This window comes from Streptomyces sp. NPDC052225 (genome assembly GCF_040679615.1).
Lineage (GTDB): Bacteria > Actinomycetota > Actinomycetes > Streptomycetales > Streptomycetaceae > Streptomyces.
Genome location: NZ_JBFAVD010000027.1, coordinates 35,875 through 57,715, shown reverse-complemented (window position 1 = coordinate 57,715; position 21,841 = coordinate 35,875). Strand labels below are relative to the sequence as shown.

At 73.1% G+C, this 21,841-nt stretch carries 24 protein-coding genes and 1 pseudogene; 9 read left to right on the top strand and 16 right to left on the bottom strand.

The genetic code is table 11. The annotated features are described in order from the left end of the window. The first annotated feature begins 216 nt into the window (after positions 1-216). The gene (locus AB0L37_RS31130; RefSeq protein ID WP_365512845.1) at positions 217-819 is read left to right on the top strand and encodes a TetR/AcrR family transcriptional regulator; all 603 of its coding nucleotides are present in this window, start codon (positions 217-219) and stop codon (positions 817-819) included. Here AB0L37_RS31130 and AB0L37_RS31125 read toward each other — a convergent pair. After that, positions 780-1,664 (bottom strand): LysR family transcriptional regulator, encoded by an 885-nt coding sequence (locus AB0L37_RS31125; protein ID WP_365512842.1) that lies wholly within the window; start codon positions 1,662-1,664, stop codon positions 780-782. The two genes, AB0L37_RS31130 and AB0L37_RS31125, sit on opposite strands and share 40 nt — an antisense overlap. Before the next feature lie 71 nt (positions 1,665-1,735). Here AB0L37_RS31125 and AB0L37_RS31120 point away from each other — a divergent pair, with 71 nt between their 5' ends. From AB0L37_RS31120 to AB0L37_RS31110, 3 genes and pseudogenes are all read left to right on the top strand, one after another. Continuing rightward, positions 1,736-2,071 carry a hypothetical protein gene (locus AB0L37_RS31120; RefSeq protein ID WP_365512839.1) on the top strand — a complete coding sequence of 112 codons (336 nt, stop codon included), beginning with the start codon at positions 1,736-1,738 and terminating at the stop codon, positions 2,069-2,071. Between the two features lie 153 nt (positions 2,072-2,224). Further along, positions 2,225-2,368 (top strand): annotated as a pseudogene (locus AB0L37_RS31115) (haloacid dehalogenase type II); the annotation flags it as partial. An 83-nt stretch (positions 2,369-2,451) separates the two neighbouring features. After that, positions 2,452-3,465 carry an enoyl-CoA hydratase/isomerase family protein gene (locus AB0L37_RS31110; protein ID WP_365512836.1) on the top strand — a complete coding sequence of 338 codons (1,014 nt, stop codon included), beginning with the start codon at positions 2,452-2,454 and terminating at the stop codon, positions 3,463-3,465. On the opposite strand, the gene AB0L37_RS31105 is transcribed toward AB0L37_RS31110, so the two are convergent. Both AB0L37_RS31105 and AB0L37_RS31100 read right to left on the bottom strand, forming a co-directional pair. Next, on the bottom strand, positions 3,388-4,344 hold the full coding sequence (locus AB0L37_RS31105) for an SGNH/GDSL hydrolase family protein (RefSeq protein ID WP_365512833.1): 957 nt from the start codon (positions 4,342-4,344) through the stop codon (positions 3,388-3,390). The two genes, AB0L37_RS31110 and AB0L37_RS31105, sit on opposite strands and share 78 nt — an antisense overlap. 109 nt (positions 4,345-4,453) lie before the next feature. Further along, positions 4,454-5,416: a LysR family transcriptional regulator gene (locus AB0L37_RS31100; RefSeq protein ID WP_365512831.1), complete on the bottom strand. Its 963-nt coding sequence runs from the start codon at positions 5,414-5,416 to the stop codon at positions 4,454-4,456. A 93-nt stretch (positions 5,417-5,509) separates the two neighbouring features. On the opposite strand from AB0L37_RS31100, the gene AB0L37_RS31095 reads away from it, so the two are divergent. The 4 genes from AB0L37_RS31095 to AB0L37_RS31080 all read left to right on the top strand — a co-directional run bounded on the left by AB0L37_RS31095 (position 5,510) and on the right by AB0L37_RS31080 (position 7,832). Then, entirely contained in the window at positions 5,510-6,205 is a 696-nt protein-coding gene (locus AB0L37_RS31095) for a type 1 glutamine amidotransferase domain-containing protein (protein WP_365512828.1), read from the top strand. Positions 6,206-6,295: 90 nt separating this feature from the next. Next, on the top strand, positions 6,296-6,529 hold the full coding sequence (locus AB0L37_RS31090; protein WP_365512826.1) for a hypothetical protein: 234 nt from the start codon (positions 6,296-6,298) through the stop codon (positions 6,527-6,529). A 44-nt stretch (positions 6,530-6,573) separates the two neighbouring features. Beyond that, on the top strand, positions 6,574-7,131 hold the full coding sequence (locus tag AB0L37_RS31085) for a DNA starvation/stationary phase protection protein (protein ID WP_365512824.1): 558 nt from the start codon (positions 6,574-6,576) through the stop codon (positions 7,129-7,131). Positions 7,132-7,313: 182 nt separating this feature from the next. Continuing rightward, complete coding sequence (locus AB0L37_RS31080) at positions 7,314-7,832, top strand: DUF4232 domain-containing protein (RefSeq protein WP_365512821.1); 519 nt, start codon at positions 7,314-7,316, stop codon at positions 7,830-7,832. 5 nt (positions 7,833-7,837) lie between these two features. Here AB0L37_RS31080 and AB0L37_RS31075 read toward each other — a convergent pair whose 3' ends face one another. The 10 genes from AB0L37_RS31075 to AB0L37_RS31030 all read right to left on the bottom strand — a co-directional run bounded on the left by AB0L37_RS31075 (position 7,838) and on the right by AB0L37_RS31030 (position 16,386). Continuing rightward, positions 7,838-8,575, bottom strand: a complete 738-nt coding sequence (locus AB0L37_RS31075) for a nitroreductase family protein (RefSeq protein ID WP_365512818.1) — start codon at positions 8,573-8,575, stop codon at positions 7,838-7,840. Between the two features lie 66 nt (positions 8,576-8,641). Next, positions 8,642-10,009, bottom strand: a complete 1,368-nt coding sequence (locus tag AB0L37_RS31070; protein ID WP_365512815.1) for a diaminopimelate decarboxylase — start codon at positions 10,007-10,009, stop codon at positions 8,642-8,644. A 100-nt stretch (positions 10,010-10,109) separates the two neighbouring features. Further along, entirely contained in the window at positions 10,110-11,735 is a 1,626-nt protein-coding gene (locus AB0L37_RS31065) for a helix-turn-helix domain-containing protein (RefSeq protein WP_365512812.1), read from the bottom strand. A gap of 73 nt (positions 11,736-11,808) precedes the next feature. After that, positions 11,809-12,228 carry a hypothetical protein gene (locus AB0L37_RS31060; protein ID WP_365512809.1) on the bottom strand — a complete coding sequence of 140 codons (420 nt, stop codon included), beginning with the start codon at positions 12,226-12,228 and terminating at the stop codon, positions 11,809-11,811. 244 nt (positions 12,229-12,472) lie between these two features. Next, positions 12,473-12,877, bottom strand: coding sequence for a hypothetical protein (locus AB0L37_RS31055; RefSeq protein ID WP_365512806.1), 405 nt, complete (start codon positions 12,875-12,877; stop codon positions 12,473-12,475). 64 nt (positions 12,878-12,941) lie between these two features. Next, on the bottom strand, positions 12,942-13,205 hold the full coding sequence (locus AB0L37_RS31050) for a GlsB/YeaQ/YmgE family stress response membrane protein (RefSeq protein WP_365512803.1): 264 nt from the start codon (positions 13,203-13,205) through the stop codon (positions 12,942-12,944). A 174-nt stretch (positions 13,206-13,379) separates the two neighbouring features. After that, positions 13,380-13,727 (bottom strand): hypothetical protein, encoded by a 348-nt coding sequence (locus AB0L37_RS31045; RefSeq protein WP_365512800.1) that lies wholly within the window; start codon positions 13,725-13,727, stop codon positions 13,380-13,382. Positions 13,728-14,023: 296 nt separating this feature from the next. Then, on the bottom strand, positions 14,024-15,022 hold the full coding sequence (gap, locus tag AB0L37_RS31040) for a type I glyceraldehyde-3-phosphate dehydrogenase (protein WP_365512797.1): 999 nt from the start codon (positions 15,020-15,022) through the stop codon (positions 14,024-14,026). A 109-nt stretch (positions 15,023-15,131) separates the two neighbouring features. Next, the gene (locus tag AB0L37_RS31035; protein WP_365512794.1) at positions 15,132-16,088 is read right to left on the bottom strand and encodes a helix-turn-helix domain-containing protein; all 957 of its coding nucleotides are present in this window, start codon (positions 16,086-16,088) and stop codon (positions 15,132-15,134) included. A gap of 25 nt (positions 16,089-16,113) precedes the next feature. After that, positions 16,114-16,386 carry a hypothetical protein gene (locus AB0L37_RS31030; protein WP_365512791.1) on the bottom strand — a complete coding sequence of 91 codons (273 nt, stop codon included), beginning with the start codon at positions 16,384-16,386 and terminating at the stop codon, positions 16,114-16,116. A 130-nt stretch (positions 16,387-16,516) separates the two neighbouring features. Between AB0L37_RS31030 and AB0L37_RS31025 the strand changes: the two genes are divergently transcribed. Beyond that, positions 16,517-16,927, top strand: a complete 411-nt coding sequence (locus AB0L37_RS31025) for an SseB family protein (protein WP_365512788.1) — start codon at positions 16,517-16,519, stop codon at positions 16,925-16,927. Here the strand turns inward: AB0L37_RS31025 and AB0L37_RS31020 are convergent. The 3 genes from AB0L37_RS31020 to AB0L37_RS31010 all read right to left on the bottom strand — a co-directional run bounded on the left by AB0L37_RS31020 (position 16,887) and on the right by AB0L37_RS31010 (position 21,731). Continuing rightward, a complete protein-coding gene (locus tag AB0L37_RS31020) occupies positions 16,887-19,991 on the bottom strand; it encodes an FAD-linked oxidase C-terminal domain-containing protein (RefSeq protein WP_365512785.1) in 3,105 nt (1,034 codons plus the stop codon). The genes AB0L37_RS31025 and AB0L37_RS31020 overlap by 41 nt on opposite strands. A 229-nt stretch (positions 19,992-20,220) precedes the next feature. Next, positions 20,221-20,574, bottom strand: coding sequence for an ANTAR domain-containing protein (locus tag AB0L37_RS31015; protein WP_365512782.1), 354 nt, complete (start codon positions 20,572-20,574; stop codon positions 20,221-20,223). 134 nt (positions 20,575-20,708) lie between these two features. Further along, complete coding sequence (locus AB0L37_RS31010) at positions 20,709-21,731, bottom strand: LacI family DNA-binding transcriptional regulator (protein WP_365512779.1); 1,023 nt, start codon at positions 21,729-21,731, stop codon at positions 20,709-20,711. Positions 21,732-21,841: the final 110 nt, after the last annotated feature.

Genomic DNA, 21,841 nt, shown 5'->3' with positions numbered 1-21,841 from the left:
TCCCGGTCGGATCCTCCCGGCCGGGACCGGCGCTCCTTGCGGTTCTTTCGGCCCTTGGGCCTCTCTCGGCCCTTGGGCTTCTTTCGGTCCTCACGAGGGCTCCTGACAGCCGAAGTTTTGTTAAACGCAGATTTAAGAGACCCGTTGGGATCGCGTCAATAGCTGCGATGACCTTTGTTAAACTCGCGTCAACACATGGGCGTACGGGAGGGTGACGTGGCAGCACGGAAAGGCAAGGACAAGGAGGCCCGCCGGGCCGAGCTGGGCGCGGCCGTCCAGCGCGCGCTCCTCGCGCGGGGCCTGGAGGGCCTGCGCCTGCGCGACGTCGCCGAGGAAGCCGGGGTCACGCCCGCCGCGGTGCTCTACTACGGGGACCTCGACGGCCTGGTCTACGAGACGTACCAGCAGGCCATCGAGCGGTACAGCCAGGGGCGCGAGGAGGCGTCGGAGCGGTTCTCCGACGCGCCCGGCCGACTGCGGGCCTGTATCGAGCACGGGGTCGCGCAGGGCCCCGACGACGCGCTGACGCGGCTCCTCTTCGAGTACTGGCCGCGCTGCCTGCGCGACCCCAAAGCGGCAGCCCTCGACAGCTCTTTGACGGAGCGTCAGATCGCGGTGTACTCGGGCGTCCTGGTGCTGGGACAGGCGCAGGGGCACTTCACGCTTCAGGATCCGCCGCGGCTCCTTGCCGCCAACTTCGTCGCCATGGAGGACGGCTACCAGATGGAGGTCCTCGCCGGCCGGCGCTCGCGCGCCGAGGTGATCAGGGCGCTGCGTTCCTACGCCCGCGCCGTCACGGGGTTCGACCTCGGCGAGTGACCGGGCCGCTCGTCGTGCGCGGACAGCGCCGCCGCGACGAACCGGGCGACGAGCGGGCGGCGGTCCCGTGCGGACCAGGCCAGGACGATGCGGCTGGGCGGCGCGTCGACCACCGGCTTGTAGACGAGGCCGGGATGCTCCGGCTGGACGAGGGAGCGCGGGAGGACCGCGATCGTCCGGCCGATCATGACGAGCTGGTTCAACTGGCCCACGTCGGCGACCTCGGGGCCGCTGCCGCTGTCCGGTACGCCGGTCCAGTGCGGCTGCACCTCGTGCTCCAGATCCGCGAGGCGCACCTCGGCACGGCCCGCGAGCCGGTGGCCCGGCGGCAGGACCGCGACGCGCCCCTCGACGTGCAGGGTCTCGTGGTCGAGACCGGTCAGATCGTCGAACGGGGCGTAGAGCAGGGCCACGTCGGCGCGGCCGTCACGGAGGTGGTCGGCGCGGTCGGTGGCGCCGCCGAACAGGACGTCGACGCTGCGCGCGTCGGGCTGCCGCCCGTACGCGGCGAGGATCCCGGACAGCAGGTCGGCGTCGCCACCCGGCTTGATCACAAGACGCAGCCCGGCCCGGGTGTCACCGGCCCTGCGGGCGCTCTCGGCGGCAGCCCGCACCGCGCCGAGCGCGTACCGGCCGTGCTCAAGGAGCGCCTCGCCGGCCGGGGTCAGCGCGACGTGCCGGCTGGTGCGCTCAAGCAGCCGGACACCGAGCCGGGACTCGATCCGGCGGATCGCCTTCGACAGGGCGGGCTGGGCGATGGCCAGGCGCGCGGCGGCCCGGCCGAAGTGCAGCTCGTCGGCGACCGTGACGAAGTACTCGATCTCGCGCGTCTCCAGATCAGCCATGCCTCCAGGTTATCGCTGGAGAACGAGAAGGTCTTGGACAGGGCGTCGAGGCCGGGCGTTCCATGGACGACATGAACAACACGAACAGCAGGATTCAGCACACGATGATCGTCTCGTTCCCCGACAACACCCCCGACTCCGACGTGGACCAATTCCTCAAGGACATCGAAAAGGTGATGCGCGCCTCCGGCAGCGTGGAGACCTTCGCGGCGAACCGCCACATCCGCGTGCCCGCCGACGAGCACAGCCCGGTGTTCGTCGCCACGGCGATCGTGCAGATCGGCGTCGCCGACCGCGACGCCCTCGACGCCGCGTACGCGGTGCCCGGCCTCGAGGACGTCATCACGCACTGGCAGTCCCGCCACCCGTATCAGGTGGTCTGGGCCAATCACGAGCCGCTGGCCTGAGAGCCCGTAGTCGACAGGTGACACCGGGACGGGCGTGACGGGAGAGGGACCATGGCGGAGCTCCACGACATCGAGGCGGTCGTCTTCGACGTCCTCGGCACGCTCGTCGACGAACCCGGCGACGGCGTACGGAGATCAGCGCCGCGGCTCCCCTGGGACCTGCGTGCCGCGCAGGCGCAGGACCTGCGCACCGCGTACGTGCGGAGCCCGGCCGGGGATCCGCCGGCCGACTCCGACGTCTTCGACGCGGAGTTCGAGGCGCTGGGCGGACCGGTCGGGGTCCTCACGGGTGGCTGACGGAGCCCTCGTTCGCCCCCGGGCGGGCCGCCCGCCTACCCTGGCGGGGCGATCTTGATCCCGCCGCACTTCGGAGGCTGCCCGTGTCCACCCCCGTTCCTCCCCCGGTCCGCGCGTCGGTGACGGCCGCGGGCGTGGGCGACCTGGTCCTGGACCGGCCGTCGGCGCTCAACGCCCTCGACCTGACCATGGTCGAGCTCCTGACGCGGGCCCTCGAAGGGTGGCGGGACGACCCGGCCGTGCGCTCGGTCGTCGTGCGCAGCTCGTCACCGAAGGCGTTCTGCGCGGGCGGCGACATCCGGGCGGTGCGCGCGGCGGCGCTGGCCGGGGACGACGCGGCGGTACGGGGGTACTTCGCCGCGGAGTACGCGCTCAACGCCCTGATCGCCGCGTACCCGAAGCCGTACACCGCGGTCATCGACGGCTACGCGATGGGCGGCGGGCTGGGCATCTCCGTGCACGGCTCCGCGCGGGTGGTCAGCGACCGGGCGACGCTGTCCATGCCGGAGACGTCGATCGGTTTCTTCCCCGACATCGGCGCGAGCTTCTTCCTGCCGCGGCTGCCCGGCGCCGTCGGCCGCTACCTGGGCCTGACGGGGGCGCGGATCTCCGGGGCGGCGGCGGTCGAGTGCGGCCTTGCCACGCATTACGTCGCCGCCACCGAACTGCCCGTACTCGTCGAAGAATTGCTCGCCGGGGCGGTGCCGGAGCCGCGGCCCGCGGGCCACTCGGAGCTCACCGGCCTGTACGAGGCGATCGACCGCTGCTTCGCCCCCGGAAGCCTCGACGAGGTCGCGGCGCGGCTGCTCGCCGAGGACAGCGCCTGGGCCCGGGAGACCCTGCGCACCCTGCGCGAGGTCTCCCCCATGAGCCTGGCCGTCACGGACGAACTCCTGCGCACGGGCGCCGAGTTGTCGCTGACCGAGTGCCTGGCGCACGAACTGGAGCTGGCCTGCGAGGTGAGCCGCTCGCACGACTTCGCCGAAGGCGTGCGAGCGGCCCTCGTGGACCGCGACAGGTCACCGCGGTGGGAGCGCCGCGGCGACGGCGGCCGCCATCCCTTCATGCCCGACGGCGTTGGGGTGGAAGGGAGTTGAGGGGTTCACACCCTCGACCCAGCGCCCCGTGGGCTGACAGGCGTCGTGCCCGACGCTCGGCCCGTACACGTCCACGTACCGCGCGCCGTTCCTGCCCGCCTGGGCGGCGATCATCGCGTTGAGCCGCTTCTGCGTGTCGCGCAGATACGGTGCGTCGCCCATCGCGACGGGCACGGTGGGGAAGCAGCCGACGCCGCTGTCCGGCAGGATCGCCGGGTAGCCGAGGACGAGGATCCGCGCGTGCGGCGCCCGCCACCGGATGCCGCGCACGACGGACGCCACCTTGGCGGCGGTGGCGTCGATGCGGCCGGCGAGCTGGTCGGTGCCGCCTGCCGTGTACAGCTTGTGGCAGGGGTCGCCGAACGGGTCGGACGCGCTGACCGACGCGCACGTGCCGATGATCTCGCCGAAGCCGATGTCGTTGCCGCCGATCTGCAGCGTCACCACGGAGGTGTCGGCGGTGACGGCGTTCAGCTGCGCCGGGTTGACCCCGCCCGTCACCGTCTGCGGCTGCGTCATGTCCACGGTCTTCGCGCCGCCGCAGGTGACGTCGGTGAACCGGGCGAAGCCGATCCCCTTCGCGGTGAGCGACGCGTAGTTGTGGTTCGAGCGGCCGCAGCCCGCGGGCATCCCCACGTTGTCGGGGATGCCGATGCCCGCGGCGTACGAGTCGCCGAGGGCCACGTACTTGTGCGTGTTCAGGTGCGGGTGCCGGTGCGGTGCCGTACGGCCGTCGTGGTGCCCGCCCGGCGCGGCTGCGGCGCTCCCGGACCCCGCCGCGAGGGCGAGCGGGAGGACGAGGGCGGCGGACAGCGCGAGGGCGGCGCCGCGGGCCCGGCGGGCGGGTCTTGCGCCTGTAGGTACGTGGGGCTCTGGCACGGGGAACGTCCCTTCCCGACATGGAACTTCACGGTCCACACCGGTGTGGACCGGTACTGGTTTGTACCGGTGCCGACTGGTCGGTAACAAGAGGCGTGCACCGAGTGGTTCAAGCGGATCGCGCTGCCCGGATCAGATGGTCGCGTACGAGGGTGACGTGCGGGTTGGCCGACGATCCCGGGCGCTGCACGAGGAACCCGGTGTTGATCGGGGCGTCGTCCGGGTCATTGAGGAGGACCAGGCTGCCCGCGGCCAGCGCGTCCTCGCACAGGTAGCGGGGCAGCACGCTGAAGCCGCAGCCGCCCTCGACGGCCCGCCGCACGGCGCGCAGATCGGGCACCGTGACGGCGGGGGTGCAGGTCAGCCGGGTGCCGAAGACATGACGCCAGTAGCGGCGGACGATCGGCAGGTCCTCCGCGTACGCGACGAGGGGGACGCCGTGCAGCGCGGCGGCACCCTCCGTGGCGACCCGCGCGCCGATCCGGTCGGCCCACACGGGCGCGGCGACGAGCACGAACTCCTCGTCCTCCAGCGGGACCGCGGCAAGGGTGCCGCCGCGCGGCCGGGCCGTCGCGACGACCAGGTCGTGGCGTCCGGCGCGCAGCGCGTCGAGCAGCGGATCGGTGAGCCCGCAGACGATGCGCAGCCGTACGCCACGGTCGAGGAGCGGGGCGAGCGTCGGCAGGACGCGGTGCGCGAGGTACTCGGCGGGGCCCGCCAGGTGGACGGGGTCGGCCTCGCCCTCGCCGAGCAGGCCGCCGGGGCCGCTGACGGCGCCGAGGGCGTCCATCGGCTCCACGATCCGGGCGGCCAGCTCGTCGGCGAACGGGGTCGGGGCGACACCGCGCGGCAGCCGCTCGAACAGGTCCCGGCCCAACTGCCCCTCCAGGGCGCGGATCTGGGTGGTGACCGTGGGCTGCGACAGACCGAGCATGCGGGCGCCCGCGGTGAAGGCACCGGAGCGGTACACGGCGAGGAACGTGCGCAGCAGGTTCAGATCGGGCGGGCCGCCGCCCGCGCCCCCGTGCGGTGCGCCTCTTCCCGAGGTCCCATTGGGTTGCCTATCTCTCACATGGCCGAGCCTATTGGATTCCTATGGGTGCGTCGTCCTACGGTCGAGGCCATCGCCGTACTCCGGCCGTCCCCCTCGAAGAGAGCACTCACCATGTCGAAGATCCTTTTCGTTCTCACCGGCGCCGACCACTGGACGCTCGCCGACGGCACCGAGCACCCCACCGGCTTCTGGGCCGAGGAGGCCGTCGCCCCGTACGAGGCCTTCAAGGCCGCCGGGCACGAGGTCGTCGTCGCCACCCCCGGCGGTGTCGTACCGACCGTCGACCGGGGCAGCCTCGCACCGCAGTTCAACGGCGGCCAGGAAGGCGCCGACAAGGTCGCCGCCGCCCTCGACTCCTTCACCGAGTTGCAGTCGCCGCTGAAGCTGACGGACGTCGACCTCGGTGACTACGCGGCCGTCTTCTACCCCGGCGGCCACGGGCCCATGGAGGACCTCGCCGTCGACGAGACGTCCGGTCGCCTGCTCACCCTGGCGCTGGAGTCCGGCAAGCCGCTCGGCGTGGTCTGCCACGGCCCGGCCGCGCTGCTCGCCGCCACCGGCGCCGACGGCACCAACTCCTTCAAGGGCTACGACGTGGCCGCGTTCACCAACGAGGAGGAGATCCAGGGCGGCCTCGCCGACAAGGCGAAGTGGCTGCTCCAGGACCGGCTCACCGAGGCCGGCGTGCGGGTGAAGCCGGCCGAGCCGTGGGCGCCGCACGTCGTCGTCGACCGCAATCTGATCACCGGCCAGAACCCGGCCTCCTCCGCGCCGCTCGCCGCCGAGCTCCTGAAGAAGCTGGCCTGACGTGTGACTCCGCGGGCGGCGGGTACCTGACCGCCGCCCCGGGTTCCGGGCCGAAGGATCCCGCGGGCCACAACACCGAGGAGGTCCACGATGACGCACACGACCGAGACCGGTGAGGTCACCGGCACGCTGGACAAGGACTACAACCTGGTCTGGTTCGTCGAGTCGTGTCTCAGCAACACGCTGCGCCTGGGCACCTGCATCCAGGACGCGGAGCGCGAGAAGGACACCGAGCTCGCCGAACTGTTCCGCAAGGCGCAGGCCGACAGCCGCAAGGGCGCCGAGCTCGGCAAGGCCCTGCTGCGCGCGCGGCTGCACGACTGACGGCCGGAAGGAACCGTCGAAGCCGCCGAAGGGAGACAGAGAGCATGCCGCTGCAGAGCACCCCGAAGTACACCGTCCCCGGCCTCACCGTGGAGCAGGCCGGAGAGCTGATCGACATCCTCCAGATGCGCCTCCACACGCTCAACGACCTGCATCTGACGCTGAAGCACATCCACTGGAACGTCGTGGGACCGCACTTCATCGCCGTGCACGAGATGATCGACCCGCAGGTCGACAAGGTCCGCGCCATGGCGGACGACGTGGCGGAGCGGGCCGCGGCGCTCGGCGGGGTCAGCGTGGGCACGCCCGGCGCGCTGGTGACCGCGCGGACGTGGGAGGACTACAGCGTCGGCCGCGCCGACGCGATCGCCCACCTCGGAGCGCTCGACGTCGTGTACACGGGCGTGATCGAGGACTACCGCAAGGCGGTCGAGCAGACCGGGCGGATCGACCCGGCGACGCAGGACCTGCTGATCGGCCAGCTGCGCGACCTCGAGCAGTTCCAGTGGTTCGTCCGCGCCCATCTGGAGACCGCGGGCGGCACGCTGCGCACCGGCGGCGCCGACTCGGAGGCCGAGGCGGCCCACCGGGCCGTGCGGTAGCGGTGCGCCACGCATCGCCGCGATTCGGATGTCCGTTCGCGGGAACGCGGTGACACATGAAGCCGTCAGTCTCAGCAGATTCAGTCTCGACAGATTCGGACTCGGCAGATTCCGGCGCAGCGTTCACGGTCGACGCCGCAGGGACCCGCGGCGGACGCGGCAGGCCCGCGGCGGCCGCCGCCGTGGCCCTCGCGGGGACCGCCCTCCTGGCGCTCTCCGCCTGCGGCGGCGGTCCCTCGCGGAGCGCCGCCCCGCACGCCTCACCGGTCGGCCACGCCGTTCAACAGCAGGCGGCCGGCCGGTGCACGGCCGCGCACCTCAGGCCCGCCGTCGCCGGGAGCGAGGGCGCGGCGGGCAGCGTCTACTACGACCTGACGCTGACGAACACGGGCAGCGCCGCCTGCGTCCTGAAGGGCTACCCGGGGGTGTCCCTGATCCAGCGCGACGGCAGCACTGTCGGCGCGCCCGCCACCCGCGAGGGCGGCAAGGGCGCGCCGGTCACGCTCGCGCCCGGCCGGGCCGCGCACACCACGCTGCACACCCTCAACGAGGGTGTCAGCGACGCCGGTTGCTGGAGGGGGCACGACCTGATCAAGATCTACCCGCCCGGCTCCTACGACCCGCTGACGCTGCGCGACAGCCACGTGCGGGTGTGCGGCGGCCGGTTCACCGTCACAGCGATGACGGTGTCGCGCGCATAACCGTCCTACCAGCGGTCGCGGTGCACGACCTCGGCGACGGTCCTGCGGCGCACCGGACCGAACCTGCCGAGCGGCAGGCCGACCGGGATCGCCGCGAACGTCCGCATGTCGGCGGGTATGCCGAGCGCCGCCTTCCACTCGTCCTCGAGCATCAGGTGCCAGATGGTGATGTTCGCGGCGAGGCCGAGGCCGCGGGCGGCGAGCAGCAGGTTCTGCACGCCCGGGTACACGCAGGACCCTTCCGCCAGTGCCATGAAGCGCTCCTGCGTGCTCCCCAGCGCGGCGGTCGCCTCCGGGCCGAGCGCGGCCGCCGACGCGGCGAGCCCCTCCGGCTCGATCCGCGGCGGCGGGAACTGGTAGCAGGGGATGATCAGCGCCGGGGTGTCGGCGAAGTGGTCGCGCTGGTACTCGATGGCCGCGACCATCCGCCCGTACGCCGCCTCGTCCATGCCCTCCGGCGCGTACTTGCCGGTGGTGGCCAGGTACGCGTCGACGCAGCGCCGCCACAGCGGGGCGAGTTCGGCCATCACGGCACGGTCGGTGACGACCACGTACTCGTAGCGCTGCATGTTGCCGCCGCTGGGGCCCCACACCGCCGCCTGCACCAGCTGGTCGAGGAGTTCGTCGGGTACGGGGTCGGGGCGCAGCCGGCGCATGGCCCGCATCGTGGACATGGTGGCGAAGAGCGCGGGATCGCCGGACGGGGCGTCGGCGGCACGGGTGTCCGTGGTCGTCTCGGTCATGATCGCGAGTGTAGAGGCGGCGTTCCGGACCGAACCACCGCCCCCTGAACAGCAGATGACGAGCCGTCAGCCGGCGGCCGGTTCCGGTACGAGGCCGAGCAGGCGGTCGGCGTGCCGGGCGCCGGACTCCGCGGCGATCTCGTCGAGCGTCTGCGCGTCGCGGACCGGCGCGCAGCGCACCGTGTCGCCGTCGAGGGCGTAGCCGTGAACTGCCGGGCGGGGCAGGCTGTTGTACGCCCACGGGGTGGAGAAGTAGTAGGCGCCGGTGTCGTACAGGACGACGAAGTCCCCCTCGTCCAGGGGCGGCAGCTCACGCGCCTCGGCGACGACATCGCCCGCGAAGCAGCACGGTCCGGCGACGTCCTGCACCTCGGGCGCACCGGTCTTGGGGCGTCCGTCGGCGTCGAAGGCGCCGACGCGCAGCGGCCAGGAGCCGGGCATGAGGACGGTGCGGGTCGCGGTCTGCGCCCCGGCGTGGGTGATGGCGATCCGGCGGCCGCCCGACCGCTTGGCGTACTCGACGCGGGCGGCGATGAACCCGTTCTTGGCCAGGAGCGAGCGGCCGAACTCGGTGACCAGGCCGTAGCGCCCGTCGAACAGTCCGGGCACGGCGGTGCGCAGGGCACCGACGTAGTCGTCGTACGTGGGGCGCACGGTGTCGTCGCCGAAGTTGACGGGCAGGCCCCCGCCGATGTCGAGGCTGGTGATCTGCCGCCTGCCGAGCCGGGCGTTGATCTCCTCGGCGAGCCGGTACGTCTCCGCGATGCCCTCGGCGATCAGCTCCAACGGGCAGCCCTGCGAGCCGACATGGGCGTGCAGCCGGGTCAGCCACGGCCGCTCGGCGAACGCTTGGTGCACGCGCTCGCGCCCGCCCTCGTCGCGCAGCGCGACGCCGAACTTGGAGGTCTTCGTGGCGGTGCTCATCGCGCCGATGGAGCCGCCGCCGACCTGCGGGTTGACGCGCAGCCCGATCACGGACGCGCTGCCGGCGGGCCGCAGGGCGTCGATCCGGTCGAGTTCGTCGAGGTTGTCGGCGTTGAGGGCGACGCCGAGGGCGAGGGCTTCGGCGATCTCCTCGCGGGTCTTGGCGGGTGAGTCGAGGACGATGCGCGAGGGCGCGCACCCGGCGTCGAGGGCGAGCCGCAGCTCCCCCGGGCTGGCCACCTCGCAGCCCATGCCGAGCCCCGTGAGCAGGCGGAGGACCGGAACGAGCGAGGAGGCTTTCACGGCGAAGGTGTGCAGGACGTCGGGGACCGGCTCGAACGCCGTGTGCAGGGCGCTGACCGTGTCCCGGATCCCCTCGGTGTCGAGGAATCCGGCCACCGGCTGAGCCGTGCCGAGCAGGTCGTGGTCGAGGGCGTGGCGCAGCACGCGGCCGGCGCGGTCGGCGGCGGGGCGGGGTGCGGCAGGGGCGTCATCGTCATACGAGGTCACGTACCGAGCCTGCGCGCGGGGCCGCCGCGGCGTCTTCGTCGGCCCGGCCAAAAGCGCGACGCCGATTGGTCCGCGAGGCACAACACCCGGACGAACCAGGTCAGATCGCGCTCTCGGCGAGACGGACGGCGAGCATTACGGCGAGCCGGGTGTCCGGGTCGTCCAGGTCCACGCCGAAGCGCTCGCGCACCCGCCGCAGCCGGTAGCGCAGGGTGTTGGGGTGCAGGACGAGAAGCTGTGCGGCGCGCGGGACGTCGCCGCCCGCGTCCAAGTAGGCGCCGAGCGAGCGGACGAGGTCGCCTCCGGCGGCGAGGTCGGCGCGGACCATGTCCTGGACCGCTCCCCCGTGCCGGTCCCACAGCGGCCGGATCGCGTCGAGGGCGCTCAGCACGGTCACGGTCTCGGCCACGTCGCCGGGGCCCGCGCACCGGACCGGCGGGGCCGGCTCCGCGTCCGCGGGCGTGCGGGCGGCGCGTGCCGCGCGGTCCCGCAGGGCGCGCACGACGAGCCGGGCCCGCCCGAAGGACTCGGCCGCCTCCAGCGGCGAAGAGACCTGGTGGCCCGCGCCGATCCAGACGGCGGGTGCGGCGGCCGGGGAGTCGAGTTCACGGGCGAGGGACCGCGCCTCCCGCTCACCGTCGGCGGCGACGGGCAGCAGCAGCGTGACGCGGTCGCTCTCGCGCAGCACGCGCACGGTCGAACGGAGGGCCGTCGCCTGCAACGCGAGCGTCTGGAGGCTGCGTTCACCGGCGCCTTCGCGCGCGCCGTCCCGCTCCACGACCAGGACGACACACGGCTCTTCCGGTGCGAGGCCCAAGGACCAGACGTGGGCGTTGAGGTCGCCCTCGCCGCGCAGCAGGGCGCGCAGCGCGTGCTCCTCGCGGCGCCGGCTGCCGCTCGTGCGCAGCCGGTCGCGCAGCAGGTGCGGGACGGCGAGATCGGCCGCTGCCCGCAGCGCCTCGGCGGCGTCCGGCGCGAAGCTGCGCCCGTCGGCCGCCGCCCAGATCGAGCCGAGGATCTCGCCGCCGCTGCGGATGGCGACGATCAGGCGTTCCGGATCGTCGCCGTCGGCCGCCCGGTGGATGACGTCGCGGGAGGCCCACAGGGCGCGCAGCAGGCCGCTGCGCCGCAGGTGGGCCACGCGCCCGTCGGGCACCTTGCCGCTGAGGATCGTCGAGCGGCGCACCGGGTCGGCGTCGGGGCTGGTGTCGGAGTGGGCGAGGACCCGGAACCGGGTGTCCTCCACCGTGATCGAGGCCTGGCAGTGCCGTGCGGTCTCCTCGGCGAGCGCGGCGAGGCCGCCGTCAGCGAGGTCCTCCGCGGGCCCGGGTCCGGTGCCGGCGCGGGCGAACGCCGTGGCCGAGCGGAGCAGTTCGAGCGTGTCGGACCAGTCCGCCCAGGCGGCCCTGGCCAGCACGGCGATCCCGGACTCCTGGGCCGCGGCGACGACGTCGGCGGGCGGCTGTTCGTGCTCCGTGCAGCGCACCACGACCGCGGCGGCGCCCCGCCGGGCGGCCTCGCGGACCGCCGCGCCCCAGTCGGCCGACAGCCCCGTCACGAGCACGATCCGTCCGTCGTACGGCCGCCCCGCGTCCTCGTCGCCGATGACCAGGCCGCGCACGGCGACGTCCGGTCCGGCCGGGGCGAGCACCAGGCGCAGGATGCCCTCGTCGTCGTAGGCGAGGAGTCTGCGCAGGGTGACGTCGTGCGCGGCGCCGGGGCTCACGCGGTCCCGGCCGTGCGGAGGGTGCCTGCGATCATCGCCCCAGCATACGAACCGCGCCCCGGCCCGGCGCCGGTCAGCCCGCCGTGCTGTCGATGCGCAAGGCGCGCACGAAGGCGTCCTCCGTCTCCGCGCTGAAGAACCCCGAGATGCCGCGCAGGAGTTGCAGTGCCGTGCGCACCCCGGAGGGCAGGGGGCGGGGCATGTCGGTGGCGGGGACGGCGAGCTTGTCGGGGGCCGAGCGGGCCGCTTCGAGATGGGCCTGGGCGCGCGACAGATCGCCGCTGCACGCGTGGCGGACGGCGCAGGTCACGTCGTAGGAGGCGCTGCGCGAGACCTCGAGCAGCGACTGGATCCCGGCGGCGTGACCGTCGTCGGGAGGCGCGGGCGTCAGGCCGCGCTCGTGGACCGCGGCGCTGAGATGGCCGCCGGCCCGGTCCAGGATCTTCGCTATGGCGGACAGCCGCCCGGCTTCCAGAGTCGCCTCGTGTGCCATGCCGAGTCCTTTCATCACCCCGTCCGGTGAGCCCGTGTCTCCAGCGTTATCACCGGGCCGCACCCGCGGCGAACCCCTTCGCGGGGGCGCACAGCACGCGCAGAGGGAGAGGCGACGGCGCGGGGAGCGGAGGTTGATGCACGGGGCGGCGCACGCGGTCGGCAGCGGCGGGGCGCACGGGAGCGCCCCGCCGGATGGTCCGGCGGGGCGCTCCCGTGTCGTGCTGTCGCTCTGTCCCTGCTGGTCAGACCCGGCCACCGGTGAGGCGGGTGAGGGGGCCCTGGGTGCCGCGTTCCGCGCGGCGTCCTGCCGCGTACGACGCCGCGGTCAGCGCGGCCATGGAGGCCGTCGCCCCCGCGGCGACGATCTTGCGGTTCTTCAGTACGGTCCACGCCGTGGTGGCCGCCGTGGCCACCTGTCCCGCCGTCGCGACCACGCCCTCACGGGCGCTGGTGAGCGCGGCGCCGGTCGTCGTCGCCGCGCGCCCCACGGCCTCGCCCGCGCCGGTCGCGGCACGCGCTCCTTCGGCGCCCGCGGACCGCGCCTTGGCCGCCGCGTTCCGTCCGGCCCCGGCCGCGCGGCCGGCTCCTTCCTTGACGTCCGTGGTGTCCTTGACGTCCTTGACGTCCTTGTCCTGTGAGTTCGCCATAGTGGCCGGTTAGCCGCATCCGGCCGCCACAAACACATCCGCGGGACGGCCTTCGACCGCGAGGTCAGCGGCGCCCCTTCGCCTGCTCCACTCCCACGACGCCGAGCGCGGCCAGACCGATCTGGATGGCGAGTTCGATCCAGTCGATGCCGGCGGTGTCGGCCACGTCGAACGCGGACGCGACGGCGGTTCCGACGAAGGCGGCCGCGATGCCGACCAGGATCGTCCACAGGATGCCGATGCGCTGCCGGCCGGGGATGACGAGGCGTCCGAGGACGCCGATGATCACGCCGATGACGATCGCGCTGATGATTCCGGAGATGTCCATGCCTGTTCGTCCCTCCAGACCTCTCGGCCTATTCCGGGACGGCCTCTCCAGGACCCTTCCGGGAGACGGCCGTCGCAGCACAAGTTCCCCGGTCCCGACCGAGCACTCCCCGGGACGACCCTGAGACGCCCCTGAGATCCGTCCACGGAAGGGGAGTTGACCGCTCCGGACGGCTCACAGGGACGGCGGTGCGACCGGTGGCGGCGGGACGGCCGGGGCGGCCGGCTGCTGTGCGGTGTCGTGGACGACGCGGGAGAGGGAGAACCGGTACTCGAAGGTCTGCGTCATCCCCTCGGCGATCAGCAGATACCCCTCGCCCTCCTCGTACACCGTGCGCCGTACGAGGTTGAGCGGCTTCCTCGGTTCGAAGGCGAGCACATGCCGGTACAGGGCGTTCCGCGCCTCGCGCCGCGTCCCGCTCACATGGCCTTCGGCCCGGGTCCCCCAGTGCAGTCCGCCGACCCCGCCGTGCAGACACGACATCATCAGTCCCCACGTGGCCCTGCTCTCGTCCTGCGTCACCGCTCCCCCGTAACCCACAGCTCGGTACTCCGTTCTTCGTTCCGTGACTCACGCCACGGTATCCCCCGTGTTCACGTGGGTAGGCGGCACCGTGCTCACCTGGGCTCCCCTCGCCGGGAAGCTCCACACAACCCACATCACCTGGGAGGTAACGATGTCCTCGAAGCGACGCCGTAAGAAGAGGGCCCGTCGTAAGAACGGCGCGAACCACGGCAGCCGTCCCCAGTCCTGAGGGCGCACAGACGGCAGCGGGGCGGCACCCGAGGGTGCCGCCCCGCTCGTGTGCGCGGACGCGGTCAGTGTCCGGCGAGGAGTTCCAGGGTGTCGATGACGCGGTTCGAGAAGCCCCACTCGTTGTCGTACCAGGCGACGACCTTGATGTGGCGGCCGTCGACGCGGGTGAGCTCCGAGTCGAAGATCGACGAGGCCGGGTTGCCGGTGATGTCGGAGGAGACCAGCGCGTCCTCCGAGTACTCCAGGACGCCCTTGAGCGGGCCGTCGGCGGCCGCACGGTAGGCGGCCAGGACCTCTTCGCGGGTCACGTCGCGGGCCACCGTCGTGTTCAGCTCGACGATCGAGCCGACCGGGACGGGCACGCGGATGGAGTCGCCGGAGAGCTTGCCGTCCAGTCCGGGCAGCACCTTGCCGATCGCCTTGGCTGCGCCGGTCGTCGTCGGCACGATGTTGATCGCGGCGTTGCGGGCGCGGCGCGGGTCGCGGTGCGGGCCGTCCTGGAGGTTCTGCTCCTGGGTGTAGGCGTGCACCGTGGTCATGAACCCGTGCTCGATCCCGGCGAGTTCGTCCAGGACGGCGGCGAGCGGCGCGAGCGCGTTCGTGGTGCACGACGCGTTCGAGATGATCGTGTGCGCGGCCGGGTCGTAGGCGTCGTTGTTCACGCCGTAGGCGAGGGTCACGTCGGCGCCGTCGGACGGGGCGCCGACCAGGACCTTCTTCGCGCCCGCGTCGAGGTGCGCGCGGGCGGCCTCGGCGGAGGTGAAGCGGCCGGTGGCCTCCAGGACGAGGTCGACGCCGAGTTCGGCCCACGGCAGCTTGGCCGGCTCGCGCTCGGCGAGGACCTTGATGCGGTGTCCGTCGACGACGAGGGTGTCGCCGTCGACCGTGACCGGGCGCCCCAGGCGTCCTGCGGTGGAGTCGAAGGAGAGCAGCCGGGCCAGGGCGGCGGGCTCCGTGAGGTCGTTGACGGCCACGATCTCCAGCGCGGTGTCGCGCTCCAGCAGGGCGCGCAGCACGTTGCGTCCGATGCGGCCGAATCCGTTGATGGCGATGCGAGTCATGAGTGGTGTCCCTTCCGTTCGCCCTTCAAGGCTCGCGCGCGGCGACCGCCGTCGACAGTGGCGTGATCGCCACGATCCGCAAGGATCCCGACACCCTCTTGCGCCGGCTCTACTCGCCCTGGGTGAAGGTGCGTCGGTACTCGCTGGGGGTGGTGCCGAGGATGCGCTGGAAGTGGAGGCGCAGATTCGCCCCGGTGCCCAGGCCGACGTCGGCGGCGATCTGCTCGACGCTGCGCTCCGACCGCTCCAGGAGTTCACGGGCCATGTCGACGCGGGCCCGCATCACCCACTGCATCGGCGTGCAGCCCGTCTCTTTGACGAACCGTCGGGAGAACGTGCGCTCGGAGACCGCCGCGTGCTGGGCCAGGAGCTCCAGGGTGAGGGGTTCGCCGAGCCGGTGCAGGGCCCACTCCCGGGTGTCGGCGAACCGTTCGCCGAGCGGTTCGGGCACGCTGTGCGGGACGTACTGGGCCTGGCCGCCGCTGCGGTAGGGCGCCGCGACCAGGCGCCGGGCCGCGTGGTTGGAGGCGGCGACGCCGAGGTCGCCGCGGAGGATGTGCAGGCACAGGTCGATGCCGGAGGCGGCCCCCGCCGATGTCAGGACCCGGCCCTCGTCGACGAACAGCACGTTCTCGTCGACCCGGATGTGCGGGTGCCTGGCGGCGAGGGCGCGGGTGTAGTGCCAGTGCGTCGTGGCGCGGCGGCCGTCGAGCAGGCCGGTCGCGGCGAGGGCGAAGGCTCCGGTCGAGATGGCGGCGAGGCGCGCGCCCCGGTCGTGGGCGGCGATCAGCGCGTCGACGACGGGCTTCGGCGGGTCGTCGCGGTCCGGGAGGCGGTACCCCGGGATGAAGACGATCTCCGCCCACTCCAGCGCCTCCAGGCCGTGGGCGACGGCGTACGAGAGTCCGTCCCCGCCCGTCACGAGTCCGGCGGCCGCGCCGCACACCCGCACCTCGTACGGCATGCTCGCGCGGGTCGTGAACACCTGCGCGGGGATGCCGACATCGAGCGGTTTCGCTCCTTCGAGGACGAGGACGGCGACGCGGCGCAGGCGAGTGTCGGACACGGGCCCGAGCCTACGCGGCCGCCGGTCAGGGGGTGTCCCCGCGCCACACGAACCGGCCGCGCCCCGCTCCCCCGTCGACCGGCCCGTACAGCGCGCGCCCGCCCGCGCCGAAGGCGCCCAACTCCGTGGGCAGCGCGACCTCCCGCGGCCCGTCCGCACCGTCGGCGTCGGTGACGTCGAGCAGCAGGCCGTCGAGCGGGCCGCCCACCAGTTCCGCGTAGCGGCGCCCCGGGCGCGGGGCCGCGTCGTCGTGATCGGCTCCGTAGACCCTGCCCTGCAAGAACTCCTGTTCGTCCATGGGTTCAGCCTCGCAGCCACCACTGACAGCGGGCCGCGCATGTCCCCGTACACCCTGGGTACGCGACCCGCTTCCCGGCCTGTGGGACGACCCCGGCCGGATCCCGACGAGAAGCGAGGAACAGATCACCATGGACATCAACGGAACCCCGGACGCGTCGGGCAACCCCCCGTCCCCCGCGCAGCAGGCGCTCAGCGCGCTGGCCGAGAACACCGGGGACCAGAACGCGCTCGACACCCTGGCGGGCAGCGAGGTGCTCGTGCCCGTGCCCGACGAAGCCCGCGCGGAGCAGGGGCCCGACGACCGGAGCCTCGCGCTGCCCGTGATCGAGCAGCCGGGCGGCGAGCAGCTCGTGCCGGTCTTCACGTCCGAGCTGCGGATGGCGGAACTGCTGCCGTTCATCTCGGAGTGCCGCCCGGTGCCGCTGGGCGCGCTGGCGGCGGGCTGGCCCGCGGAGCTGTCCCTCACCATCGACGGGGGCTCGCCGGACGCCCTGACCCTCAGCGGCGACGGCGTACGGTCCCTGCTGGCCCGGACCTGAGCCCGCGCAGCCGCCAGGCCCCCAGGCAGGCGGCGCCCGCCGCCGCGACCGCCGCCGTCCTCGTCAGCGCCCGTGCCGCCTTCCCGGGCGGTTCGGGGCGGGCGCCCGGTGCGGTCGCGTAGGCGCTGCCCGTTCCCTGCGCGAGGCCGGTCGCCAGGAGTTCCGCGAGGTGGACGCCCTCGTGGCCGCCGCTGTCGAGGCCGTGGATCTGGGTACGGCAGCTGAAGCCGTCGGCGAGGACGACGGTCCCGGCGGGGGCCTCGCGCAGCCGGGGCAGCAGGACCCGCTCGGCGCACGCCTCGCTGACGTCCTCGTGGCCCCGCTCGAAGCCGAAGTTGCCGGCCAGACCGCAGCACCCGGAATCCAGGTGTTCGGCGTCGACGCCGGCCCGGCGCAGCAGTTCCTGGTCGGCGTCCCAGCCGAGCACGGCGTGCTGGTGGCAGTGCACCTGGGCGAGCGCGCCGGCCGCGTGGTCGGGCACCCGCGGGGGCGTGTAGCCGGGCGTGTGCTCGGTGAGGAGTTCGGCGAGGGTGACGGTCTGCCGCCGCAGGCGCCGTACGTCGAGATCACCCGGGAACAGCTCGGCGGCGTCGGAGCGGAAGACGGTGGTGCAGCTCGGCTCCAGGCCGACGACGAGGCCGCCCGCGCGCAGATGCCCGGCGAGATGCCGGACGGTGCGGCGCACCACCCTTTTCGCGGTGGCGAGTTGGCCGGTGGAGATCCAGGTGAGTCCGCAGCACAGCGGTTCGCCGGGCAGGACGACCCGCCAGCCGGCGTCCTCCATCACCTGGACCGCGGCCTGCCCGACGTGCGGGTGGAAGGCGTCGGTGAAGGTGTCGGGCCACAGCAGGACCGTGCCGCGCGCCCCGTCCCCTCGCGGCTCGTGCCGGGCGAACCACTGCCGGAGCGTCTGCCCGGCGAAGAGCGGCAGCTCGCGCCGGGCCAGCCCGGCGACGGCCGCCGCGGCACGGTCGAACGGCCGGGTGTGGGTGAGGGTGTTGACGAGCGGTGCGAGCCGGGCGTGTCCGACGAACTGGGCTGCGGCCGGGAGCCATCCCATGGCCAGGTCCGAGCGGGGCCTGCGCCACTGGCGGCCTTCGTAGTGGTGGGCCAGGAACTCCGCCTTGTACGTCGCCATGTCGACATCGGCGGGGCAGTCGCTCTTGCAGCCCTTGCAGGCGAGGCAGAGGTCGAGGGCTTCCTTGACCTCCGTGGAGCGCCAGCCGTCCTTGATCGCACTGTCGCCGTGACCGTCGAGCATCTCGAAGAGCAGCCGGGCGCGGCCGCGCGTGGAGTGCTCCTCCTCACCGGTGACCTGGTACGAGGGGCACATCACCGAGCCGCCCTCGGTGGTCCGCTGCCGGCATTTGCCCACGCCCACACAGCGGTTGGCGGCCTCGGCGAACGAGCCGCCGTCGTGCGGGTAGTGGAAGTGCAGGTCCTGGGGGTCGGCGGGGGCCCAGTCGGCGCCGAGCCGCAGGTGCTCGTCGAGGCGGGCGGGCGCGACGACCTTGCCGGGGTTCATCAGGTGGTCCGGGTCGAAGGCTGCCTTCACCTCGCCGAAGGCGGCGACGAGCCACTCGCCGAACATGCGCGGCAGCAGCTCTCCCCGGCTCTGCCCGTCGCCGTGTTCGCCGGAGAGCGAGCCGCCGAACTCGACGACCAGGTCGGCCGCCCGTTCCATGAAGCGCCGGTAGGTGGCGACGCCGTCGGCGGAGTACAGGTCGAAGGGGATCCGGGTGTGCACGCAGCCCTGCCCGAAGTGTCCGTACAGGCTGGGTCCGGTGTCGCTGAGGTAGCCGAACTCCTCGTACAGGGCGTGCAGCCGGCGCAGATAGTCGCCGAGCCGTTCGGGGGCGACGGCGGAGTCCTCCCAGCCCTCGAAGGTGTCGGCGCGGCCCGGTATGTGCGCGGTGGCGCCGAGGCCCGCCTCGCGGACCTGCCAGAGCTCCGCCTCGCGGGCCGCGTCGTCGAGGAAGGCGACCTCCGGGTCGTGCGGGGACTCGTCGAGCGCCGCGAGCATCCGCCGGGCGCGGGCGTCGGACTCGTCGAGGGTCGCGCCGCCGAACTGGGCCATCAAGAAGGCCCGCCCCTGCGGGAGTCGGTCCAGTGCCTTCGGGTTGAGGTGTTTGAGTCGCTCGTCGTGGACCAGGCGCGCGTCGACGCCTTCCAGGGCGATCGGCTCGTGCGGCAGGATCGCGGGCACGGCGTCCGCGGCCGCCTCGATGCTCGGGAAGCCGAGCACGACGAGGGTCTGCTCCTGGACCACGGGGACGAGGTCGAGTTCGGCCCGCAGGACGGTGACGAGCGTGGATTCGCTGCCGACGAGCAGCCCGGCGACGTCGAAGCCGTGCTCGGGCAGCAGCGAGTCGAGGTTGTAGCCCGAGACCCGGCGCGGGATGTCGGGGTAGCGGCGGCGGATCTCGTCGGCGTACGTGTCGCGCAGGGACCGCAGCCGCCGGTACAGGGACGCCCGGAGGTCGCCGCGGGACTCGATCCGGGCGTACTCCTCGTCGTCGGTGGGGCCGCACCAGAACCGGGTGCCGTCGTGCAGGAGGACCTCGAGGCGGCGGATGTTGTCGACGACCTTGCCGGTGCGCTGGGCGGTGGCGCCGCACGAGTTGTTGCCGATCATGCCGCCGATGGTGCAGTTGGCGTGGGTGGCCGGTTCGGGTCCGAAACACAGACCGGTGGGGGCCAGCCGGCGGTTGAGCTCGTCGAGCACGATGCCGGGCTGCACGACGCACGTGCGGGCGTCCGCGTCGACCGACTCGATGCGCGTGCAGTATTTGGACCAGTCGAGGACCACGGCGGTGTTGGTGCACTGTCCGGCCAGGCTGGTGCCGCCGCCGCGCGAGAGGACGGGCGCGCCGTGCTCGTGCGCGACGGCCACGGCGTCGGCGGCGGCCTCGGGCGTGCGCGGGACGACGACGCCGATCGGCGTCCGGCGGAAGTTCGAGGCGTCCGTCGCGTACGCGGCCCTGCTCCCGGCGTCGAAGCGGACCTCCCCGTCGACCCGCTCGCGCAGCGCGGTCTCCAGCCCGCGTGACCCGTCGGCCCCCATGTGTCCTCCTCGCGGCGTCGGCGATCGTCACCGGCGGGTACCCCGGGAGGCGGGGCCAATCGTGGGCCTCAGCGCGAGGCGGCGTAAAGATTCCGAGGATCTTGCGTTTGCCTGCGGCTCAGGGTGTTACTCCGACAGCATGGACGGCCGACCCTAGATGCGGCGGGTTCGGCAGTGAGCCCGCCCTCCGCTCCTCGGTCACCCGGGGAGCGGAGACTCACAAAGAAGCTCAGGACTTCTCCGGCAGGGCCTCGGCGGCCGCCTCGGCCTTGCGGAGCACGAACTGGCGCTCGATCTCGCTGCGGATCTCCTGGTCCAGGTCTCCGGTCCGCGCCCAGACGATGACCTGCGCGGCGACGGTACGCAGCCGGGTGTTGGTGCGCATCGACACCTCGCGCAGGACGTCCCACGCCTCGGCAGGAGGGATGCGCCCCACGGCGGCGACGACACCCATCGCCTGGTCGATCTCGGCGTGCGAGTTCACCGCCTGCTTCAGCTGCTCCACCTGCTTCTCGAGCTCGACGACGCGCGCCGCGTCGTCCCCTGCGGGCGACGCGTGCGGGCGAGGTGTCGCGGGTGCCACTGCCCACCTCCGCACAACGGATTCCGGTCCTCTCTCAGCGTCCATGCCCTGCTTGGTCGACGCAACACACTGCGTGGCCGAGATGTTCCGGTTGTTGGCCGAAGCCGAGGCGGTCGTGCGGCACGGCGGAGGGGTCAGCCTCCGGTGCTCTCCCGCACGATCAGCTCGTGCCCGACGACATGGTCCTGGAGCGGGCCGTGCGCCGACTCGTCGATACGGTCGAGGAGCAGCGCCACGGCGGCCCGGGCGATCTCCGTCTTGTCCGGGGCGATCGTCGTCAGGCTGGGGACGCTGAACCGGGAGGCCTCGATGTCGTCGAAGCCGACCACGTCCAGGTCACCGGGGACGTGCAGCTCCCGCTCGTGCAGGGAGCGCAGTGCGCCGAGCGCGAGGTGGTCGTTGAGGCAGAGCAGGGCGTCGGGGCGCGGCCCTTCGTCCAAGAGCGCGCCGGCCGCCCGGGCTCCGTCCCGCCAGTGGTACGCGTCCACGGGGACCACGAGGTCGGCGTCGAAGGGCACACCGGCCTCCTTCAGCGCCTCGCGGTAACCCTCGGTGCGCAGCCGGTCGGTGCCCTGACGGCCCCGCACACTGCCGCCGACGACGGCGATCCGGCGCCGTCCGCGCGCCAGCAGGTGGCGGGTCGCCTCGCGCGCGGCCGCCACGTTGTCGATGGCCACGTGGTCGGTGCTGCCCTCGGCGGGGCGCTCGCCGAGCAGGACCACCGGGAGCCGGCGGTCCCGGGTGGCCAGGTCGCGGGGGTGGAGGGCGAGCGGGCTGAGGATCACGCCGTCGGTGAACTGCGCGTCGAAGCCGTGCAGCGCGGCGAGTTCACGTTCGCGGACCCCGCCGGTCTGGTGCAGCAGGACGGTCTGCCCGCGGCGGTCCGCCTCCGTCATCACGTGCTTGGCCAGCTCGGAGAAGTAGGCGACGTCGAGTTCGGGCACGGCGAGGGTGATCATGCCGGTACGACCCTGCCGGAGCTGGCGGCCGGCCATGTTGACGCGGTAGCCGAGGGCGTCGATCGCCTCCTGGACCGCCTCCCGGGTGCGGTCGGAGACGTGCTCGAAGTTGTTGATCACGTTGGAGACCGTCTTGGGCGAGACGCCCGCGTACTCCGCCACGTCCTTGATCCTGGGTCTGGCCGCCACGCTGTTCATTCCTTCCGTCTGCCGTCTGTGATCGTACCCAGCGTCACGAATCGGTTTCGGGCCGGATCCTTGACCGTCCCAGGGATTTACATCGATGTAATCGTCATGGTGCCATGAGC

Coding starts and splice junctions, on each gene's coding strand:
- AB0L37_RS31095 (WP_365512828.1), top strand. CDS start 5,510: ATGTCGAAGATCCTTTTCGTTCTCACCGGCGCCGACCACTGGACGCTC.
- AB0L37_RS31090 (WP_365512826.1), top strand. CDS start 6,296: ATGACGCACACGACCGAGACCGGTGAGGTCACCGGCACGCTGGACAAG.
- AB0L37_RS31120 (WP_365512839.1), top strand. CDS start 1,736: ATGAACAACACGAACAGCAGGATTCAGCACACGATGATCGTCTCGTTC.
- AB0L37_RS31060 (WP_365512809.1), bottom strand. CDS start 12,228: ATGGCACACGAGGCGACTCTGGAAGCCGGGCGGCTGTCCGCCATAGCG.
- AB0L37_RS31055 (WP_365512806.1), bottom strand. CDS start 12,877: ATGGCGAACTCACAGGACAAGGACGTCAAGGACGTCAAGGACACCACG.
- gap (WP_365512797.1), bottom strand. CDS start 15,022: ATGACTCGCATCGCCATCAACGGATTCGGCCGCATCGGACGCAACGTG.
- AB0L37_RS31075 (WP_365512818.1), bottom strand. CDS start 8,575: ATGACCGAGACGACCACGGACACCCGTGCCGCCGACGCCCCGTCCGGC.
- AB0L37_RS31085 (WP_365512824.1), top strand. CDS start 6,574: ATGCCGCTGCAGAGCACCCCGAAGTACACCGTCCCCGGCCTCACCGTG.
- AB0L37_RS31050 (WP_365512803.1), bottom strand. CDS start 13,205: ATGGACATCTCCGGAATCATCAGCGCGATCGTCATCGGCGTGATCATC.
- AB0L37_RS31010 (WP_365512779.1), bottom strand. CDS start 21,731: ATGAACAGCGTGGCGGCCAGACCCAGGATCAAGGACGTGGCGGAGTAC.
- AB0L37_RS31125 (WP_365512842.1), bottom strand. CDS start 1,664: ATGGCTGATCTGGAGACGCGCGAGATCGAGTACTTCGTCACGGTCGCC.
- AB0L37_RS31025 (WP_365512788.1), top strand. CDS start 16,517: ATGGACATCAACGGAACCCCGGACGCGTCGGGCAACCCCCCGTCCCCC.
- AB0L37_RS31030 (WP_365512791.1), bottom strand. CDS start 16,386: ATGGACGAACAGGAGTTCTTGCAGGGCAGGGTCTACGGAGCCGATCAC.
- AB0L37_RS31020 (WP_365512785.1), bottom strand. CDS start 19,991: ATGGGGGCCGACGGGTCACGCGGGCTGGAGACCGCGCTGCGCGAGCGG.